Raw genomic sequence first — 15849 nt, 5'->3', positions numbered from 1 at the left:
GATAGGACGTTGCCACGCTGTTATTCCGGTTTAGCTCAGTTGGTAGAGCGCATGACTGTTAATCATGATGTCGTCAGTTCGAGCCTGACAACCGGAGTCAGGTAACGGTTGATATAAATCAATCGTTTTTTATTTCGGCCCGTTGGTCAAGTGGTTAAGACACCGCCCTTTCACGGCGGTATCATGGGTTCAAATCCCGTACGGGTCATCATTTTTGCCGGCTTAGCTCAGTTGGTAGAGCATCGGTATCGTAAACCGAGGGTCACAGGTTCGACTCCTGCAGCCGGCATTATAGATTCTCGTTTTAAAGTCCTAATTAATTTAGGACTTTTTTTGTTGTTTATGGGGGGAAGATGATACTACGAAATCTTAAGGAAAGTTAATACTTTTCATCAAGTTGTGTTAAGTGGCATTGATTATTATGTGCTATAATCGTAGGTATTCGTAGAATTATAATTGAAAGAAATGAGTTAACTAGCATATTGCAAGTCTCGTTTTTTTTAGACATTGTTCAAAAAATTATCAATATTATATGGAATCGAGTTTATTTAGATGTCAAAAATTAATCAATTAGTTAAGAACCCAAAGAGTTTAAGTTTATTAACGACTATAAAGGTCCTGCTGATCAGTCTATTAGTTGTTATTCCCAATATATTAAACCATACGTATTCACATTTAGCAGCGGAGCTCGTTGAAATTGCTATTATTATCTTGATTACTCAGTTACCAATTAAATTTTTTAAATATCCGGCCTATCTTTTAAGTTCATTACTCTTTTTAATCATCGTTGCGCAAGAGTGGGTTCGATTACTCTCAGGAACATTCACCACTAAAACCATGTTTGAAAATATTAATAATATTCATGCGTTAGGGCCTAGCTTACCGAAATATGTTGTTTTAACGGTTGTTGCAATTCTGCTTACTTTTTTACCAATGCGTTTTGGTTTGTTAAAACACCATAGATTGTTTACAGCAGGTTCAATTGTCGGTGTATTGGTAGCATTGACTGCCATCGTTATGTTTAAGCCCAATACGGCTATTAAAGCCAGTTACGCTTTGATGCAGGATTATCAAAAGGACTATGCAATTGAACATGCGATGAAATCTGAAAATCACACAAAAATATTGAAGGCTTTTGAGAATAAAAATATTAAAAGTGGTATCAATAAAAAGAATCTTGATAATATGAATGTTATCGTCATATTTGCCGAGGGAACTTCTAGGAAAGTTTTGGAAGACGATAAGTATCCAGATTTAATGCCAGCAATCAATCAATTTGCGAGTGAGTCGATTGATGTTCGTAATTATTATAACCATACGGCGCCAACCTATCGTGGTATTCGTGGTCAATTATATTCTAGCTATCAATTTAATGAAGGCTATGAAGGTGCAACGACAGCGAAACAGATGAAGCAACGGCTCAATACCAAACTGATTGGGTTGCCAGAAATTCTGAATAAAAATGGTTATACAACTGAAATGATTAATCCAGAACCAAAGCATAAACAGTTTACACCCTATCTTAATAATTTAGGCTTTGATAAAGTTATCTCTGGTGATTCGAGTCAGTGGGAAGGCAGTGGCTCGGGTACTTTTCTATCAGACAAAGACAATCTTAATTTATTGTTTAACCAGGCTAATTCTTTAAATCAAAAGGATAAGAAGTTCATGTTATCGACCTATACGTTACAAACACATAATGGTTGGGATACGGACAGTCAATATGGCGATGGTAAAAATGCAGTCCTCAATAAATTCCATAATTTTGACGAAGCATTTAGTGCATTCTATAAAAAATTTGAAAATAGTGATCTTAAAGATAACACGATTTTAATCTTAACGACTGATCACGCTAGTTATGCCTCACCAGAGTATGCATCGACTTTCGATGATAAACGGACTGCTTTTGCATCAACGGTGCCGTTGATGATTAAATATCCGAATAGCAAACATCAAGAGATTGATGTCAAAGGGCGCAATTCGCTTCTACTGACACCGACAATTTTAGATATGTTAAATATTGAAGATGAAAAGAATTATTTCATGGGAACTTCGTTGTTTACCAATGATGCGACTAAATATGAATATACGACAGAAATTGGTTCCGAATTCTATGATACGACTGGTATTTTAAAAGCATTACCGGCAAGTAAAAAATCGATTAAAAGTGAAATTCTCAAATACGATTCGATTTCTTTGAACATGACCAATGTTGAAGGCGAATAAAAAGGATAAATCGTAATTCTAACTTTGTAGCCGGTATAATTAGGTTTATCGACAATTCAAAAAACCATAATCATTGATATATCATGATTATGGTTTTTTTAGTAGCAATAATTTTGGTTAAATAAAATCAGAGCGGAAAATTCTAAAATATAATAACGCTTTTCATCTGGATTATTGGGTGCTTTTATTAATGGCTATTTTCAAGCCAAACACCAGTTGACGCGAACCGTATCTTTTTTAGTTGGTATTTAGCTGGTCGATGGTTGATTGGGCCCAGACACACCACTCGACTTCTGCGGTGCACATGATGAGCCGTCGCTCTAAGATTAGGTAGCGGCCTAAGTTGCGTTCTTTTTCAATTGTATCCGTAATAGCGTCGTATTCTTCGGTTTTTTGTTCGTACTTTTTTACCATTTTCCGATAGTGTTGTAACCGATCTTGTAGTAATTCGGTGGCCTGTTGATGATCCATTAAGGCAATCACGTATACTTTGGCTAAGAATTCATCGCGTTGTGATGGGGCCTTGTTTTCTTCGACTAACCATTCGGCAACGATTGCTTTTCCAGTTTCAGTTAGATGATAAATCTTTTTCTGTTTGTGAGTGGCATCATTTTCCACAGTGACGTAGCCTTGTTCGTGGAGTTTCCCGAGTGCGGTATAAATTTGGCTATGATGAGATTCCCAAAAAAGGGTTAAATATTGTTTTAATTCGTAACCACTACAGGGTTTACGGACTAACATGCATAGTAAAATGTAACTAAGTGTATTCATGAAATTCGTCCTCTAATCGATTGATTATTGTCAGTATACCATGTTTATTTTGCTAAATCATGTCATTATTTAGTGTCATTATTGACAGGTTATGTAAAATGGTGTAAATTAGGCAAAAAGAGAGTGAGTGATGAATTAATGGCAGCACACAAAAATAAGGGGTTAAAATCGGCTTACGCAGTTGCGTTCACGTGTATGGTCGCCTTCATGGGCATCGGATTGGTGGATCCAATTCTAAAGACGATTGCGGTTAAATTAAACGCGACACCCGCGCAAACCACATTATTATTCACGAGTTACATGCTAGTGACCGGGATTATCATGTTATTTACAGGATTCATTGCGACTCGAATCGGTGCTAAAAAGACGATCAGTGTTGGTTTAATCATTATCGTGATATTCTCAGCGTTAGCGGGACGTTCACAAACGATTACCCAGCTGATCGCTTTGCGGGCTGGTTGGGGATTAGGTAATGCGTTATTCTTATCGACGGCGTTATCCGCAATTATCGCAGTCATGTCAGATGAGTCCGAAAAAGCAATTATTTTGTATGAAGCTTCGATGGGCGTTGGGATGGCGATTGGACCGTTAGTCGGTGGTGTGTTGGGCAGTTTATCTTGGCGTTTTCCGTTTTATGGCGTGGCAATTTTAATGACGATTGCCGCGATTGCGATTACGCTGATGTTGGAACCAATCGCTAAAGCAAAGAAAAAAGCGCGCTTTTTTGACGGTGCGCGGGCGTTAAAAAATCATAAATTACGGTCAGTTGGGATCATTGCATTATTATATAACTTTGGCTTTTTTACAATTCTTGCGTACGCGCCATTTTTATTAGTCGGTTTAACGGCGATGCAAGTCGGGCTCGTCTTCTTTGGTTGGGGCGCGCTATTGGCCATGGCATCCGTCTTTGTGGCACCCTTCCTCGAACGGGTGACCAATACACTGGTCGCGTTGTTAGTCGGATTAGGGCTTTTTCTGATTTGTCTGATCGTCATTGGGATTAATGCCGACCAACCAGTTTTAGTAGCAGCTGGCGTGATTGTGGCCGGTTTCTTCCAAGGTTTAGTTAACACTTTATTGACAACCGTTGCGATGGAAAATGATGCCATTGAACGTAGCGTGGCTTCATCAGCTTATAGTTTTATCCGGTTTACCGGTGGGGCAATTGCACCGTTTGTTGCGGGGAAAATTGCTGAGCATTGGAGCGCGCATTGGACTTTTTATTTTGCGGCGTTAATGATTCTAATTTGTTTTATTTTTGTGATTAAGAATCGACGGTATTTTGAAACGCTTGAAGAAGCGGATAAAGAATTGACGACGGCTAATAAAAAGATGGTCCGTTAATCATGTTTAATTAAAAACGCGTCACGAATCAGCTAATCGATTCGTGACGCGTTTTAATGGTTAATGCAGCATTAGGCCGTGATTAACCCATTGCCAAAGGAGCAATTGAGTTCGACCAGAAACTTTTTCATGGTCCAAAATAGATTGGGCGGTTTGACGATCGACCCAAACGGCATCAAGGGCTTCTGCGGCTTCTAAATGAGCTTTTCCGGGAGTTGCATCGGTAATCACACAAATAGCCTGAGTGATGGCACCGTCGGTAATCCCGGGCGTCGAATAACTGGGTTTAAAGATTTGTTGGACCGTAACGTGTTGATAACCGGTTTCTTCTTGAATTTCACGCTGAATCGTTTGCGCAACGGTTTCGCCGGGATCGATTAAACCAGCGGGACTGCCATAAATGTAGTCGTTGAGTGGCAAACGGAATTGTTTAACGAGGAGGACTTGGCTCGCATCCTGGTTCAAACAAAAAATGCCAACCGCCGCCGCTTTTAAAGGTTGTTTTAAAGTGTTGACGGTTAAGTCAGCTTGGCGACTGACAAAATGGTAGTGAATTAATTGGTGTTCATGATTTTGATAGACGGCTTCGTAATAGTTGAGCCAGCGATCCGTTAATTGATTTTCAAGGGTGAGTAATTTAAAAGGGGTCATTCATTTTTACCTACTTTCTATTAATATTGTACACCGAAAAGCGTTAATTAAAAATAGATGGGAATACTTAGGCAATTATCAGTTAGTTTAGTTAGTTAATTAAATTAAGCTGAACTGATTTTGAAAAAAACAATGTAAATGATAACGAAATCAAGCATTTTATTGAAAAAATAATTGATTTAAGATTAAAATAAGATTATAATAGCCTTTATAGATTCTAAGCAAATGATAAGAAAATTCTTGGATAGCCAAAATTACAGAGATGGAATTGTCTATTTTTAATAGTCGCTATCAAATTCTTAGTTTCCAAAACGATAAAGTATTAGGTGGGGTATTTATAATGGAAGAGAAACACGAAAAAACATTCTTTGGTCAACCGCATGGCCTATCGACGTTATTCTTCACAGAAATGTGGGAACGATTCAGTTATTACGGGATGCGTGCGATTTTACTATTTTATATGTATTTTGCATTAGATAAAGGTGGTCTTGGTTTTGATAAGACTACGGCAATGTCAGTCATGGCCATTTACGGTTCATTGGTTTACTTAGCCAGTGTTGTTGGTGGTTGGATGAGTGATCGTCTCTGGGGTAGTTTCAAGACTGTCTTCATTGGTGGGGTCCTCATCATGTTGGGCCACATTGTCCTATCGATTCCGATGGGCGCGACGGCTTTATTTATCTCAATCGCTTTGATTGTCGCGGGGACTGGGTTATTAAAACCGAATGTTTCTGAAATGGTTGGGAGTCTCTATAGTGAAAATGATCGCCGGCGGGATGCTGGTTTCAGTATGTTCGTCTTCGGGATTAACCTGGGGTCATTTGTAGCCCCATTAGTCGTTGGGACCATTGGGATGTCATTTAACTTCCACATCGGTTTCTCATTAGCGGCCGTCGGTATGTTCTTCGGTTTAATCCAATACTGGCGCGGTCGGAGTCAATTTAATAAAGAAAACTCAAAACCAAATGATCCAATTGATGCTGGTGAATTAAAGAGTGTGATTCGTAAAATCGTGATTGGCGTCATCGTAATTATCGCTGCGGTGCTTGCATTACAATTCACTGGCCATTTAAACATCGATAACATTGTTTTAGCCATTTCAATTGTAGCAATTGCGTTACCAATTATCTATTTTTCACGGATGCTATCAAGCCAAAAAGTCACTAAAAAAGAACGTTCACGGGTATTGGCTTACATTCCGTTATTCATCGCTGCCGCAGTTTTCTGGGGCATTGAAGAATCTGGTTCCGTCGTCTTGGCTTTGTTTGCTGAAGATCGGACCATCCTACATCTTGGGAGTATGCACTTAGCTGCGTCTAATTTCCAATCATTGAACCCATTCTTCATCATGCTATTAACGCCATTCTTCGTTTGGTTGTGGAGTACTTGGAAGAAACAACCGTCTGCACCTGGTAAATTTGCGGTCGGTCTTATGTTTGCAGGGGTTTCGTACATGGTGATGGCCCTTCCTGGGTTATTACACGGTACGGCTGGTCGGGTAAGTCCTTTCTGGTTACTCGGATCATGGTTCATCGTCGAAATTGCGGAAATGTTAATCTCACCAATCGGTTTGTCGATTACGACGAAATTAGCACCCAAAGCGTTCCAATCACAAATGATGAGTATGTGGTTCTTAGCGGATGCTGCGGGCCAAGCGATTAACGCACAACTCGTTCGTTTATATTCACCACAAACTGAAATTAAATACTTTTTAACCATCGGGATTGTCAGTGTCATCTTCGGGATTATCCTCATTTTCTTCGTGAAACCAATTCACAAGTTAATGGAAGGTGTCGACTAAATCGATCATATTAAAAAAACTTGATTATTTATACATAATCAAGTTTTTTTTGCATTTTAGGGTTGCAATTAGGCCCATAATTTTGTAAGATAATATAGTTGAATCGATGAGATGAAACGTATGGAGGAGTAGCGAAGAGGCTAAACGCGGCGGACTGTAAATCCGCTCCTTCGGGTTCGGTGGTTCGAATCCACTCTCCTCCATTTTTTATTGGGCTATGGCCAAGCGGTAAGGCAACAGGTTTTGATCCTGTCATGCGCTGGTTCGAATCCAGCTAGCCCAATTTAGAGCATCAGAAAAAAGCGTTAAGCTGTAATTGCTTAACGCTTTTTTGTTGCATCGATTTTAAATAATTGACTTTATAGGGCTAGTTCGTTATCCTTTGAAAGAAATATAGGAAGAGGTGCACTTATGAAAATTGGATTTATTGGTGTCGGTAATATGGCACAAGCAATGATTAAAGGGTTGATTAAGGCTCAAAAAATAACATCAACTGATATTTTGGTCCATAGTGCACACGCCACAACTTATGAAGCCGTTGCAAAAGAATATCAATTAACACCGGTTGCGGACAATGCAACTTTGGTGGCGGAAGCCGATATTGTTTTTCTAGCGGTTAAACCGTACATTGTCCCCCAAGTCCTTGAAGAAACGGCTGCGGCCTTTAAAGCGCACAAAACAGTGATGGTCTCGGTTGCTGCAGGATTATCATTAGATAAATTAGCCGAACAAGTCGGTCAATCAGATTTACCAATCCTCAGAATTATGCCGAACGTCAACGTGGCGAATCAAGCCGGTATCACAGCAGTGGTGGGTAATTCACAAGTAACCGAAGACCGATTAACGGCCGTTAAAGCAATTTTAGCCCAATTAGGGGGTGTCGTTGAAATCGGTGAAAAAGATTTTACCACTTTCAGCGCTTTAGCGGGTAGTTCACCCGCCTTTGTTTATTTATTTATCGACGCGATGGCGCGCGCCGGCGTTAAGCATGGTTTGAAAAAGGATGCTGCGACTGAAATTGCGGCCCAAGCCGTCTTAGGCAGTGCCCAAAACGTTTTGATGAGTGACGATTCACCGTGGGATTTAGTTGACCAAGTCTCATCACCAGGTGGCACAACCGTTGCCGGTCTATTAGCAATGGAAGAAGCCGGCCTAATGACCGCCGTCGTCAAAGGCATCGACGCAACAATCGCAAAAGACTTAGAAAATCAAGAGCGTGACTGAGCTGTTTAGCTTCTGAGTATAGCCTAGCCTAACGAATTATGGCCGGATTTTGGTCATGATTTGATAGGTGTCGCTAGACGGAAGAAGCTGGCGCAGGAGCGCGTTTATTAGATTAATTAAAAACAACCGAGTAATGCCAAATTAATGGCGTTACTCGGTTGTTTTTGGTTCTTCTAGCGAAGCTTAGCGTCTTCTATCAGTTGTTGGCATAATTCATGGCTTAACCGACTGCTGGCCGTCGAGACCGGTGAGGGTTGCTGATTTTCAATCGCACTAATAAACGCGTCAATCATTGGCGCAAAACCACGATTGGTCAGCGTTGGTACCCAATCGGCGACGGTTTCGAGCTGTTGACCAGTTGCTTGTTGGTGAACCAGCTCGGTTAAATTGTTGACCGTGTAACGACCGGTTGGCGTCTGGACGGTTGCGATTTCTTGATTAGTGCCACTTTGCATATCCAACGTCACGGTGATCAATTGATGCGGCGTTTCAAGTTGGATGCGCGCTAAAAGTAGTTCGTGATGATCTGTCTGTTGACAATAGGTGTGGACTTGATAATCGAGCCCGATATCGCCAGCCAGATAGAGTGCGGTGTCTAGGGGATGAACCATTAGATCATAAATCGCAAATGGTGTCGGTTGTAGCGTATCAACGCGGGTTTTAGTGACCTCGATTAAATGCTTAGCGGGCAGTGCCGCTAATTGTTGGATCATGGGGGCAAAACGCCGATTAAAACCCACCATCAATAACCGGTTTTGTTGCTTAGCGAGTTGGTATAAAGCGGCGACTTCAAATGGTTTTTCGCTCAACGGTTTGTCGATAAAAACGTGTAAGCCGTTTTCCAACGCCTGGCGCACGAGCGCGTAATGAGTGGGTGTCGGGGTGTGGATAAAGAGTGCGTCTAAATGACTCGTTAGTAGGTCATCGATTGAATCGGTCGCGTGGGAAAAATGATATTGGGCTTGTAATTGGGCTAATTTAGCCGGTTGACGCGTACATAAATACCAGTCAACCCGGTCTTGCATTTGAGCCATTACCGGCAAATACGCTTTTTGCGCGATGTTGCCTAAACCAAGCACGCCAATTTTTAACATTGCATAATCCTCCATTAATTATTGATAGCCTAAGTGTAACAAATTTTAAAGAAAACGGTTTAAATATTCTAATAGCGACCCTTGATTTTTTGGTCTATACCATTTATACTGAAGGTAATCAAATAATAGAGGTGGATGGATAATGGCAGTAAAAGTTTTAAAACACGCGGTAATCTATACAGGTGACCAAGTAATCGAAGACGGGTATATCCGATTCGATGATAAGATTTTAGCCGTTGGACCAATGTTTGAATACAAAGCCCAAGCTAATGAAGAAGTTCGTGATATGAAGGGAGAAACAGTTGTTCCCGGATTTATTGATGTCCATTGTCATGGTGGTTATGGTTTCGATACGATGGATGGCGAAGCTGACCAAATCAACGAAATGGCGACAAAGATGATGCAAAATGAAGGGGTCACAACCCTTTTTGCGACAACAATGACGCAATCAGTTGAAAACATCAATCACGCAATGTCAGGCGTTAAGATTGCTGCTGAAAAGAATCCAGTAATCCAAGGGATTCATTTGGAAGGCCCCTTTATTTCAGCCGTCTTCAAGGGTGCTCAACCAGAGGAACATATTAAAAATCCTGATATCGACATTATGAAACACTGGAATGAACTTTCAGGCAACCGGATTCGTTTAGTGACGTATGCCCCTGAAAATCCTGGTGCTAAAGAATTTGAAAACTATTGTTTAGCACACAACATCATTCCTTCAGCAGGCCACAGTAATGCTACTCGCGAACAAATGACATGTAGCAATGCCACACATATTACGCATTTATACAATGCACAACGTCGTCTACAACATCGTGAACCTGGTGTGACTGGTCATGCGTTATTGGAAGACAGCATTTATTGCGAAGTGATTGCTGATGGTTTTCATATTGCACCTGATATGATTAAATTAGCTTACGAATTAAAGGGACCAGAACGGATTGATTTAATTACTGATGCAATGCGCGCTAAAGGGATGCCAGAAGGCGAAAGTGAACTTGGCGGCCAAAAAGTAATTGTTAAAGACAAACAAGCCCGTTTAGTCGATGGCACTTTAGCTGGATCAGTGTTAACCTATAAGGATGCTTTTAAAAATATTCAAAAATTCACTGACTGTGGCATTTTCGAAGCTGTTTTAATGTCTAGTGTTAACCAAGCTGAAGAATTCGGTTTGACGCATAAAGGTAAAATTGAAGTTGGCCGTGATGCCGACATGAACGTCTTTAACCAAGATCTTGACCTTGTAGCAACTTATAGCTACGGCAATGGTTACCAACATTAATAAATAGTAGGAGTGTGTCCCATGGAATCACCTGTTTATATTCAAATTCATAATCAGATTAAAAAGGATATTGAAGCCGGCAAGTGGTCGATTGGCGACAGAATTCCCTCTGAACGAGAACTGGCTTTAAATTTTGAAGTGTCGCGAATGACCTTACGACAAGCGGTGCAGACCTTGGTTGATGAAGGTATTTTGGAACGACGAATTGGTGCCGGTACGTACGTTGCCAATCAGAAAGTCCAAGAAAAAATGTCAGGGGTCACGAGTTTTACGGAACTGATGACCGCCCAAGGCAAACAACCGTCAAGTAAGACGATTTCGTTTCACATTGCTAACCCGTCATTAAGTGAAGCTGAGAAGCTCCATCTTGAAGAGGGCCAGCAAGTTTTACGGATGGAACGGATTCGCTACGCCGATAATGTTCCGATTTGTTTCGAAGTCGCAACCGTCCCACAAAGCGTGGTGGCCGATTTCAGCAAGTCTGAGATCACCACGTCTTTCTACAAGACGTTGGAAGAAAAAGGCGGCTACAAGCTCGGTGGTGCTCAACAAACCGTTTCGGCGCAGTTGGCTTCTGAACGAATTGCCGAATTCTTAGATATCAAACGCAACGGTTCCATCTTAAAATTACGCCAAGTCTCATTCTTAGCGAATGGTGAACCATTCGAATACGTCCGCACCCAATACGTTGGCGAACGATTTGAATTTTATTTGGAAAGATAGGCACAATTAGGGCAAAGGTCCGACAAAAAGGCAGTTAACTCAGAGTATTGTGAGTTAACTGCTATTTTGTTGGCGAAAATGTGAAAGGTTACACGGCTTGATGGTCAATAGCCTCAAATAAGCTGTTTAAATTTTTCTTAATTTATGGTACATTTTTAATGATGTGAAAAGGGGGATTTCTATTTGAAAAAATATGGATTAAGTTTCATTATTCTAATGGCAACACTATCATTAATTGGGTGTGGTGTGGATAAAGATAAAACGCCAGTGAAAAATAAGGATACTGAAAGTGAATCAGTTCAGAAAAAAGCGACAACTTCTAAGAAGCGTGAATCTGCGAAAAATGAATCAAAAAAAAGCGAATCGAAGAAGGATGAATCTAAGAATGAAAAAACTAGTTCAGCAGAAGAAACTAGTTCAAATAAAACGCAAGAAAAGTTTATGTACTCCTTAATTGGAACCTGGCACAGTACGGATAGTAAAACTACTTATAGTGCAAATGGCACTTTAAAACAGGTCTCTGATGCAAGTGGCATGACGAATGAAGGAACTTACAAGATAATATCGCAAACTAAAGATAGTTTGACAGTTCAACAAACGATTACTGTTAAAGGATCAGGGGAGAATGTCCAGAATGAGACATTTAAATTTAGTGATGCGAGTCAATTTAATGATGGGTTAGTAACCTGGAAAAAATGAGGAATTAATAAATGAATAAAAAGAAAATATCGTTGTTAATGTTTAGTTCAATAATTTTAACCCAATTGGGTGCCATTCAAAATGTTAGTGCAACTGAAGTTAGTAATAACAGTCAAAAAAATGCGGAACAAATTCCAAGTAGCCAAGTTGGAACGAGTAGCACCGCTTCAGAAAGTTCTAACAGCGTAAACAGTGCATCGAAAGCTAATTCGCAATCATCAAATCAAAATACTGATAGCCAAAAACGTTCACAAATTCAAAGTACCAGTCGTAGCAGTCAAACGACTAGTAAGGTTGAAACACAAACAGCTAATCAAATCTCGACTTTATCAAATATTGTGAACTTTAAAAGTACCGTAAAAGTTAAAAATCAACAAGGATCACATTTAATAAATGAAAAAACAGGTGCAATAACTAAAAGTTTAGGCTTTAAAACGTCTTGGTTAACGAGTAAAAAAGCAACTGATAGTAAAGGCCAGACCTGGTATAAAGTTAGTGGTAATGAATATATTTCCGCTAAAGATGTCTATGTAAAAGGGACTAATATGTTGGGAACACCCACTACTTTTAAACAGGTTGTTAAGATAAAAGCAGGTAACGGTTCTGCATTAGTATCTAGTACAGGTAACGTTAGTCGAACATTAAGTAATGGTTCTAGATGGAAAACTTTCCAAAAAGTATCAGATGTTTTTGGCGAAGAGTGGTATAAAGTAGGTACTAATGCATATGTTCGTGCGAGTGATTGCTATTTAGAAGGGCAATCAATCTTTAAAAATCCGCAAGCAATCAATAAAGTAACCATCACTATTGTTAATAGTAATGGTGGCAACTTGGTTAAAGATGACGGTGAAATAACCGGTAAGTTAAAGTTTAAATCAAATTGGTTAACATCGAAGACTGTCGTTAATAATGCTGGCGTACTGTATTATAAAGTTAGTCGTAATGAATATGTTTCATCAGCAGATGTAAAAGTCGTGAATGATGAGACTCAAAAAATTAATAATTTTCAAGCACAAAATGGAATTATTACTATTTTAAATAAGAATGGTGCCAAAACAACGACCCAAACGGGTAACAAGAATGGCGAGCTAAAATATACATCACGTTGGAAATACTCAAGTATTGGGACTGATATCTACGGGATAAAATGGTACCGAGTAGGGACTAATCAATATGTAAGCTCTGCAGACAGTACGACACAAAATGAAAATATGTTTCAACAGGTACAAGCATATAATACTGTATTAATGGTTTCTAATTATAAAGGGGCTGTCATTAAGGACAGTTTTAATAATAAAGGGAAAACATTACCAATTTATTCAAGTTGGCAAATTACGCAAAAAGCAATCGATAAAACAGGTGGTGTTTGGTACCGGGTCGGGACTAATCAATATGTATCAGCAACCGATATGCATGCTAAAACAATCAGTGTTAATAAGGACATGATTGCGGGTTTACCCAACAATCATAGTTCGAATGAAATTATTGTGGCCCATGAATCTGGGACACCAGCAGAAGCTAATAATCCGAATGCTTTGGAAAATGAAATTGCTTATATGAAGAACCATTGGACAAGTGCCTATGTTACCCATTGGGTAGGTCATGGTGGAAAGATAGTTCAAACTGCACCAGTTGGTCAAATGAGTTGGGGCTGCGGACCTACAGGGAATGCCAAGGCCTTTGCACAAGTTGAACTTGCTAGAACGAATAATAAAGCAACATTTAATAAAGATTATCAATCATACGTCAGATTATTGAGATTCTTAGCGGATCAAGCCGGGATTTCATATAAATTAGATCAAGGTGGAAAAGGTATTAAGACTCATTCATGGATTTCAAATACGTATCATGAAGTAGACCATACAGACCCATATGGCTACTTGCAGTCAATGGGAATTTCAAAGGCACAGTTTGCAAAAGATTTAGCAAATGGTATCTAAGTGAGTATGTAAGTTAAAGAGAGACAACTATCTGCATGATAAGATAGTTGTTTTTTAGTGGTTAATAACGAGAATCTTATAAAATAAAGGTTAAATTAGACTAAGAAGAGTTTTGCTGTGATAATTATTGGTATAATGATAAGCATGTGCAATAAATGGTTAATTAATGGAGCGTGTTTAAGAGATGAATTTAGAAAGGTTCAATCAAAAAATAACAACTAAAGTAATTTGTATTATTGCGATATTTTTATGGGGATTCGTTGCTCTAGGTGCCTTGTGGATGGGGGCAACTAGTCTTATGAACAGCCGAGTTTTGCTAGTGGTGATTACTTTTATTATATTAATTGTAATCACGATGATTAGTTTGTTGCTTAGTAAGTATTTAAGCATCCGGCAAGTCATCGGTATCATGTTAATGATTAGTTTTATTGTGAAACTAATCTGGATTATAAAAGTGCCAACGCAACCAAGTTCAGATTTCTTAGTATTACATAAAGCTTCGTTAAGAGCAGCCAATGGCGATTTTTCCTTCATGCAGAATAATTATTTCTTAAACTGGCCCTATCAGTTAGGTTTTGTATTGTATCAATCGATGATTATTAAATTTTTAGGTCATTCAATTATGATTATTAAAATGATCAATATAATATTATCCTTGGCAACAACTTACCTTGTTTTTTTAACAGGTAAACAATTGTTTAATGAAAAGGTTGGTTTAATTGGTCTAATCATAATGGCATTGTATCCACAATATATATTTTTTAGTTCTGTGTTAACGAATCAGTATATAGCGACATTTTGTTTTTACCTAGGTTTCTATTTATTAATTAAATATCATACTTGGCCTCAATATTTAATGAGCGGTATTTTTTTAGGCCTAGGTAATATTGTGAGACCATTAGGACCGTTAGTATTGATTGCAGTTTTTCTATTTATTGTATTCTATAAAAATAAAAACAGTTATCATAAACGTTGGTTGACTAAAATAATTTTAATAATTGCACTTGTTGGTGGGTATCAATTTATGACGGTTGGTACTAATGTGATTATTCAAACAACTCATATCAGTCAGTATGGTTTAATCAATAGGTCGAATACCTGGAAGTTTGTCACCGGGCTGAACTATGAAACAACCGGGACTTATTCGAACCAGGACTTGGAGGTATTAGATCGGTATCCAATTGGATTAAAGCGAGATGCAGTAGGCAAAAAGCTTATAAAAGAACGGCTTACTAATAAATTTAAAATAGTTAAACTTTTTATGAAAAAGAGTCTAGCAATGTGGTCATATCGGGATTCTGCACTAGAGTGGAGTAATCTAAAACAGTTTGTTAGTTTGAATATATATCAAGGGACCTTACTGTATCAAACCATTTTTTATGCGCTAATGCTGAGTATGTCGATTGTTGGGATTATAGCAACTATGATCAAGAAAAAAACTGAACCAATGTTATTCATAATCGTTATGATTGGGTATTTCTTAGTGCATTGGTTGATTGAGATTCAAACGCGCTACCGTTTTTTTATAATGCCTGCAATATTGTTATTTAGTGCGGTTGGTATTATGAGTATGTATAAATGGATTAAGAATAGAAAGGTCAATTGATTAATGGTAAAAAGAGATAAATTAGTACAGAATTTAGCAATTATGATGACCGTTTTAATGGTCATCGTCGGTAATTTAACGAATAGTATTAACTTGGAAGCAATGACCACCTTAAATCGCCATACAGTTGCATTATTGCTTCTAAAGAGTGGTAAGATACTCGGCATTAATTTGCTGTTAATTGTAGTGGCCTATTATCTAATTAGGAATCCACTAAAGTCACAGTTGTGGCGAAAGTTATGGCAAGCATCTTGGTTATACTCAGTGACGTTAAGCCTACTTGGTTTCTCATTGGCCCTAATTGTTTATAGTAAACAAGTCCTATTGCAGTCGGTATTTCCTAATCTGTTGAATAGTAATTCGGTGGTGACTGCGATTATTATAGTCAGTTTGCTCCTATGTCAATAAATGGCACATCTTTTTCTAAACACTCGTTCTAATTCTGTCGGAATTAAACCAACTGATGTAATTTGAGGTTCGGATTACCA

13 protein-coding genes and 5 tRNA genes are annotated in these 15849 nt (G+C 38.8%); 15 read left to right on the top strand and 3 right to left on the bottom strand.

Translation table 11 applies throughout. The features are described from left to right. Positions 1-24: 24 nt before the first annotated feature. From LFUMFP_RS08410 to LFUMFP_RS08395, 4 genes are all read left to right on the top strand, one after another. Positions 25-97 (top strand) — tRNA-Asn (locus LFUMFP_RS08410). A 39-nt stretch (positions 98-136) separates the two neighbouring features. Beyond that, positions 137-208: transfer RNA gene (locus LFUMFP_RS08405), tRNA-Glu, on the top strand. A gap of 8 nt (positions 209-216) precedes the next feature. Further along, positions 217-289, top strand: a tRNA-Thr gene (locus tag LFUMFP_RS08400). A gap of 263 nt (positions 290-552) precedes the next feature. Then, positions 553-2226 (top strand): LTA synthase family protein, encoded by a 1674-nt coding sequence (locus tag LFUMFP_RS08395; RefSeq protein ID WP_106483454.1) that lies wholly within the window; start codon positions 553-555, stop codon positions 2224-2226. 237 nt (positions 2227-2463) lie between these two features. Here LFUMFP_RS08395 and LFUMFP_RS08390 read toward each other — a convergent pair whose 3' ends face one another. After that, positions 2464-2997 (bottom strand): PadR family transcriptional regulator, encoded by a 534-nt coding sequence (locus LFUMFP_RS08390; RefSeq protein WP_106483453.1) that lies wholly within the window; start codon positions 2995-2997, stop codon positions 2464-2466. A gap of 138 nt (positions 2998-3135) precedes the next feature. On the opposite strand from LFUMFP_RS08390, the gene LFUMFP_RS08385 reads away from it, so the two are divergent. Next, positions 3136-4341 (top strand): MFS transporter, encoded by a 1206-nt coding sequence (locus LFUMFP_RS08385; protein WP_106483452.1) that lies wholly within the window; start codon positions 3136-3138, stop codon positions 4339-4341. A 60-nt stretch (positions 4342-4401) separates the two neighbouring features. On the opposite strand, the gene LFUMFP_RS08380 is transcribed toward LFUMFP_RS08385, so the two are convergent. Further along, positions 4402-4992 (bottom strand): NUDIX hydrolase, encoded by a 591-nt coding sequence (locus LFUMFP_RS08380; RefSeq protein ID WP_106483451.1) that lies wholly within the window; start codon positions 4990-4992, stop codon positions 4402-4404. 340 nt (positions 4993-5332) lie between these two features. On the opposite strand from LFUMFP_RS08380, the gene LFUMFP_RS08375 reads away from it, so the two are divergent. The 4 genes from LFUMFP_RS08375 (at position 5333) to proC (ending at position 8017) form a co-directional block, all read left to right on the top strand. Further along, complete coding sequence (locus LFUMFP_RS08375; RefSeq protein ID WP_035439271.1) at positions 5333-6793, top strand: peptide MFS transporter; 1461 nt, start codon at positions 5333-5335, stop codon at positions 6791-6793. A gap of 122 nt (positions 6794-6915) precedes the next feature. Continuing rightward, a tRNA-Tyr gene (locus tag LFUMFP_RS08370) sits at positions 6916-6996 on the top strand. An 8-nt stretch (positions 6997-7004) separates the two neighbouring features. Further along, positions 7005-7076 (top strand) — tRNA-Gln (locus tag LFUMFP_RS08365). A gap of 128 nt (positions 7077-7204) precedes the next feature. Further along, entirely contained in the window at positions 7205-8017 is an 813-nt protein-coding gene (gene proC, locus LFUMFP_RS08360; protein WP_106483450.1) for a pyrroline-5-carboxylate reductase, read from the top strand. Between the two features lie 173 nt (positions 8018-8190). On the opposite strand, the gene LFUMFP_RS08355 is transcribed toward proC, so the two are convergent. After that, positions 8191-9111 carry a Gfo/Idh/MocA family protein gene (locus tag LFUMFP_RS08355; RefSeq protein WP_106483449.1) on the bottom strand — a complete coding sequence of 307 codons (921 nt, stop codon included), beginning with the start codon at positions 9109-9111 and terminating at the stop codon, positions 8191-8193. Between the two features lie 142 nt (positions 9112-9253). On the opposite strand from LFUMFP_RS08355, the gene nagA reads away from it, so the two are divergent. The 6 genes from nagA (at position 9254) to LFUMFP_RS08325 (ending at position 15769) form a co-directional block, all read left to right on the top strand. Then, positions 9254-10393 (top strand): N-acetylglucosamine-6-phosphate deacetylase, encoded by a 1140-nt coding sequence (gene nagA / locus LFUMFP_RS08350; protein ID WP_025083934.1) that lies wholly within the window; start codon positions 9254-9256, stop codon positions 10391-10393. A 21-nt stretch (positions 10394-10414) separates the two neighbouring features. Next, on the top strand, positions 10415-11116 hold the full coding sequence (locus tag LFUMFP_RS08345; RefSeq protein WP_025083933.1) for a GntR family transcriptional regulator: 702 nt from the start codon (positions 10415-10417) through the stop codon (positions 11114-11116). Between the two features lie 183 nt (positions 11117-11299). After that, the gene (locus LFUMFP_RS08340; protein WP_025083932.1) at positions 11300-11815 is read left to right on the top strand and encodes a hypothetical protein; all 516 of its coding nucleotides are present in this window, start codon (positions 11300-11302) and stop codon (positions 11813-11815) included. Between the two features lie 11 nt (positions 11816-11826). Further along, on the top strand, positions 11827-13755 hold the full coding sequence (locus LFUMFP_RS10035; RefSeq protein WP_025083931.1) for a peptidoglycan recognition protein family protein: 1929 nt from the start codon (positions 11827-11829) through the stop codon (positions 13753-13755). Between the two features lie 184 nt (positions 13756-13939). Then, complete coding sequence (locus tag LFUMFP_RS08330) at positions 13940-15361, top strand: ArnT family glycosyltransferase (RefSeq protein WP_025083930.1); 1422 nt, start codon at positions 13940-13942, stop codon at positions 15359-15361. Between the two features lie 3 nt (positions 15362-15364). Beyond that, entirely contained in the window at positions 15365-15769 is a 405-nt protein-coding gene (locus LFUMFP_RS08325; RefSeq protein ID WP_106483448.1) for a hypothetical protein, read from the top strand. Positions 15770-15849 lie beyond the last annotated feature (80 nt).

Source organism: Latilactobacillus fuchuensis, assembly GCF_900258455.1.
Taxonomy (GTDB): domain Bacteria; phylum Bacillota; class Bacilli; order Lactobacillales; family Lactobacillaceae; genus Latilactobacillus; species Latilactobacillus fuchuensis.
This window is presented reverse-complemented; position numbering and strand designations above follow the sequence as displayed.